Below are 4,343 nucleotides of genomic sequence, written 5' to 3'. Positions count from 1 at the left end.
GGATCCCGTTCCCACCGGTGGGCCCCGTCCCCGTCGGGGGACCCGGCCGCCTCCCACGCACGCCGCCGCACCCGAAGGTTCGCATGGCTGGAAAACGCTCCGCCCCCCGCCCTCCGTCCGCCGCCATGCACGCCGTGCGCATGTCCCCGGGGCAGTGGGTCGCCTGCGTGGTCACCGCCCTGGCCATCATCGCCAGCCTCGGCGGCTACGGCTGGTACCAGGGCATCGTCGGCAACATCACCACCGCGCAGGTGGACACCGACGCCTGGGACCGGCCCACCAGCGTCGAGGGCGTGATGAACCTGCTCATCATCGGCTCCGACGTCCGGTCGGGGGACAACGCCAACTACGGCGAGGCCGAGGGCGAGCGCCCCGACACCATGCTCATCGCCAGCATCAACGTGGACAACGGCGCGGCCACGCTGGTCAACCTGCCCCGCGACCTGGTCGTGGACCTGCCCGGCTGCGAGGCCGTGGAGGGCTACGAGGGGATGAGCCCGCACAGCGGCATGATCAACTCGGCGATGACCTTCGGCGGGGTGGGCTGCCAGTGGCAGACCGTCGAGGAGGTCACCGACGTGCACCTGGACCACTTCGTCATGATGGACTTCACCGGGTTCAAGGACATGGTGGACGCCATCGGCGGCGTGGAGATGTGCATCCCCGCGCCGGTGGACGACCCCAAGGCGCACCTGACGCTGGACGCAGGGACGCAGACCCTCAGCGGTGAGGAGTCGCTGGGCTACGTGCGCTCCCGCTACGGCCAGGGCGACGGCAGCGACCTGTCGCGGATCGACCGCCAGCAGGAGTTCATGGGCGCCATGCTGCGCCAGGTGCTCAGCAGCGAGGTCATGACCAGCCCGGTGACCATCACCAACTTCCTCAGCGCCGTCACCGACTCGGTGACCACCGACGAGGAGCTGACCGTGGAGACGATGACCGACATCGCCATCTCCATGCGCGAGGTGGACCTGGAGCGCATCCAGTTCGTCACCGTGCCCAACGGCCAGCACCCCGCCGACGCCAACCGGCTGGCCATGAGCCAGCCCGCCGCCTCCGAGCTGTTCGCGGCGATCAACTCCGGCGCCTACCTGGAGGACGAGGAGCCGGAGGACGAGGGGGAGGAGTCGGAGGAGGGCTCCGGCGACGCGGCCCCCGCCCCCGCCGACGTCTCCGTGCAGGTCCTCAACAACACCGGTGTCACCGGCCTGGCGAACGAGGTCCAGGGCGTCCTGCTGGGGGAGGGGTACGACGTCACCGGTATCGGCGAACCCGCGGTGCGCTTCCCCGAGCTGACCACCGTCTACTACGCTCCGGGTGAGGCGGCCGCCGCCGAACTGCTGGCGGGTTCGCTGGAGAACGCGGTCACCGAGGAGGTCGCCGACCTCCCGCAGACCCTGGAACTGGTCATCGGCCAGGACTGGAACGGCTTCGCGGGCGGAGGCGGCTCGTCCGGGCCCGAGGTCTCCATCACCGAGGACCTGGGCGGCACCACCGCGGCGGGGGCTCGGGAGAGCGCCTGCTGAGGGCCGGTGACCGGAACCCGGTCGCCGGTTCCGATCTGACACGGTACGTACCCGTCCGGTACCATCCGGCCGTTACGTCCGTGTCAGCGCTCGCGCAGTACGCCCTCCCCCACCGACCGGACCAGCCCTTGTCCCATACCGAATCGCAGGTGCCCTTTGGCTCCCAGAAACGCGTCCTCAGCCCTGGCGGGGAAGATGAGTCTCGGCCAGTGGGTGGCGTGCGGGGCGACAGGCCTGCTCATCGCGGCCAGTCTCACCGTGTACGCGGGCTACCGCGACGTCCTCAGCATCGCCACCGAGGAGGTCAACACCGACGCCTGGGGTGACCGTCCGGCCCAGGCGGAGGGCATCCACAACATCCTGCTGCTGGCCACCGACCAGCGCGCGGGGGACAACGCCGAGTACAGCGTGGTCAACGGCGTGCGTCCCGACGTGCTGGTCGTGGTGAGCATCAACGTGGACGAGGGCGGGGTGACGATGGTCAACATGCCCCGCGACCTGATGGTCCCGATGCCCGACTGCCCGGCCAACGGCGAGAACCCCGGGGTGACGGCGGGCACGGTGGACCAGCTCAACCACGCCATGACCTACGGCGGGATGGACTGCCAGGGCAACACGGTGGAGACGGTCACCGACATCCACCTCGACCACATGGTGATGGTCGACTTCGCGGGCTTCCAGGAGATCGTGGACTCCATCGGCGGCGTGGAGATGTGCGTCCCCCAGCCGATCGACGACCCCAAGGCCCACATCACGCTCGACGCCGGGATGCAGACCCTCAACGGCGAGGAGGCGCTGGGCCTGGCCCGCTCCCGGGCCAGCACGGAGCAGGGCAGCGACCTGAACCGGATCGAGAACCAGCAGCGGATGATGGGCGCCATCCTGCGCAAGGTCACCAGCGGCGAGATCATGTCCAGCCCCGCCACGCTCTACGACTTCATGGGCTCGGTCACCGACAGCCTGGTGACCGACGACGGGTTCACCGTGGACCAGATGACCGAGCTGGCCATCTCGATGCGCGAGGTCGACCTGGGGCGGATGCGGATGGTCACCGCCCCCGTAGTGGACTCTCCCGTCCACAGCGGGAAGCTGGACCTCCAGCAGCCCGCCGCCGATGAGCTGTTCTCCGCGGTCGCCTCCGGTGACGCCCTGCCCGAGGAGGAGGGCGGCGACGGAGGCGGCGGCGAGGGCTCGGAGGAGGCCGAGGAGCCCGCCGTCGAACCCGCGGACGTGTCCGTGCGGGTGCTCAACGGCACGGGCATCACCGGTCTGGCGAGCCAGGTCGGGACGCTGCTCACCGAGCAGGGGTTCAACGTCACCGGTGAGGGCGACCCGGTCGAGCGGACCCCCGCCGTCACCACGATCTACCACGGCCCCGACCAGCTCGCGCAGGCTGAGGAGCTGGCCTCGGCGCTCAGCGTGGCCCAGCTGGAGGAGGTCCCCGACTTCGGTCCAGAGCTGGAGCTGGTGATGGGCGCGCAGGACTGGGACGGCCTGGCCACAAGCGGAGGGGGCTCCGGCGGCGGCGGGGGCGATGCCCTGGCAGGTCTGGGCGCCACCAGCGCCGCCGAGGACGAGGTCAGCTGCGAGTAGCCCCTTCGGAGGGCTTCGGGCCCCGTGGACGCCGTGCAGGCGCCCGCGGGGCCCTTTGCCTGTACCGGGCGGGGTCCGGCGGCGGTTCCCGCCGCACTGGGGGCCTCGCGCCGGGAGCGCCGCCGGACGAGTGGGCCGCAGGGAGGGCGGATGGGCTCCCGGCGGCGCGCGAGGAGCCTTCGCCGTCCCCGGGGCCTCTCCCCGGTGCCCCCGGAGGGACGCGTGCCGCCCCATGTGACAGATCCGATCTTATCGTTTATCGTTAATATCGAAAAGCGATAAGAGAAAGGCCGTCATGTCCCTTCGCAAGGCCCTGGACTGGTCCAGGGCGGACTCCGCTCTGCTCCGGTTCGTCCTCGTCGTCCTCCTGGGCTTCCAGGTGGTCCACGGGCTCTTCCTGCTCGCCTGGAGCACCGGACTCGTCCCCGCCGCCACCAGCGCGGGCCTCAACGTGCTCACGCGGGACCTCCCCTCCGGCACGGCGCCGCGTTCGCCGGACGTCGCCGTGCGCGGCGACGTCACCGTGGAGGGGGCGGGCGGCATGGAGATCGCCTTCCACGACCCCTCGGCGGCCGAGCGCGTCATGCTGGTCGCCCCCGCGCTGCTCACCGCCCTGGCAGTGGGACTGGTCGCCTACCTGCTGCTGCGCATGGTCCTGACCCTGGACGGGGGAGACCCCTTCGTCCCGGCGAACGTCCGTCGCATGTACGCCATCGCCCTGACGGTGGTCACCGGCGCCCTCGCGGTCCCGGCCGCGGAGGCCCTCCTCGGCGCCGTCCTGGAGCACCGGGCGCTGGGCACGGACGCCACCGTGGTGTTCTCCCTCAGCCTGGACCTCGACGGCGGTGTCCTCCCGCTGGTCGCGGTCGGCCTCGTCATCGCCGCCCTCGCCGAGGTCTTCCGCCGGGGCACCCGGCTCCGCGAGGACGTCGAGGGGCTCGTCTGATGCCGCCCGAGGAGGCCACCGGCGTCCGCGTCCACCTGGACAAGCTCCTGGCCGAGCACGGTATGACCCTCACCCAGCTGGCCGAACGGGTCGGCGTCACCGTCGTCAACCTGTCGGTGCTCAAGAACGACCGGGCCAGGGCGATCCGCTTCTCCACCCTGGCCGCCCTGTGCCGCGAACTCCGCTGCCAGCCGGGCGACCTGATCAGCTACGACCCCGAGTGACCCGGACCCGGGCACACGCGAGGGGGCCGCCGCACCCGACGGTGCGACGGCCCC

4 protein-coding genes are annotated in these 4,343 nt (G+C 71.3%); all 4 read left to right on the top strand.

Going from position 1 to position 4,343, the window contains the following annotated elements; genetic code table 11:
• Positions 1-83 precede the first annotated feature (83 nt).
• The 4 genes from DQW06_RS25675 to DQW06_RS25660 all read left to right on the top strand — a co-directional run bounded on the left by DQW06_RS25675 (position 84) and on the right by DQW06_RS25660 (position 4,289).
• Positions 84-1,526, top strand: coding sequence for an LCP family protein (locus DQW06_RS25675; protein WP_117199456.1), 1,443 nt, complete (start codon positions 84-86; stop codon positions 1,524-1,526).
• Between the two features lie 195 nt (positions 1,527-1,721).
• A complete protein-coding gene (locus tag DQW06_RS25670) occupies positions 1,722-3,119 on the top strand; it encodes an LCP family protein (RefSeq protein ID WP_013151986.1) in 1,398 nt (465 codons plus the stop codon).
• 295 nt (positions 3,120-3,414) lie between these two features.
• Positions 3,415-4,065, top strand: coding sequence for a DUF2975 domain-containing protein (locus tag DQW06_RS25665; protein ID WP_013151987.1), 651 nt, complete (start codon positions 3,415-3,417; stop codon positions 4,063-4,065).
• Entirely contained in the window at positions 4,065-4,289 is a 225-nt protein-coding gene (locus tag DQW06_RS25660; RefSeq protein WP_117199455.1) for a helix-turn-helix transcriptional regulator, read from the top strand. Before DQW06_RS25665 ends, DQW06_RS25660 begins: the two co-directional genes overlap by 1 nt.
• Positions 4,290-4,343 lie beyond the last annotated feature (54 nt).

Origin of the sequence: Nocardiopsis sp. TNDT3, from assembly GCF_003427465.1 — a bacterium.
GTDB lineage: Bacteria > Actinomycetota > Actinomycetes > Streptosporangiales > Streptosporangiaceae > Nocardiopsis > Nocardiopsis dassonvillei.
The sequence above is the reverse complement of the archived record's forward strand: the minus strand, read 5'-3'. Positions and strand labels throughout refer to the sequence as shown.

Coding starts and splice junctions, on each gene's coding strand:
- DQW06_RS25675 (WP_117199456.1), top strand. CDS start 84: ATGGCTGGAAAACGCTCCGCCCCCCGCCCTCCGTCCGCCGCCATGCAC.
- DQW06_RS25670 (WP_013151986.1), top strand. CDS start 1,722: ATGAGTCTCGGCCAGTGGGTGGCGTGCGGGGCGACAGGCCTGCTCATC.
- DQW06_RS25665 (WP_013151987.1), top strand. CDS start 3,415: ATGTCCCTTCGCAAGGCCCTGGACTGGTCCAGGGCGGACTCCGCTCTG.
- DQW06_RS25660 (WP_117199455.1), top strand. CDS start 4,065: ATGCCGCCCGAGGAGGCCACCGGCGTCCGCGTCCACCTGGACAAGCTC.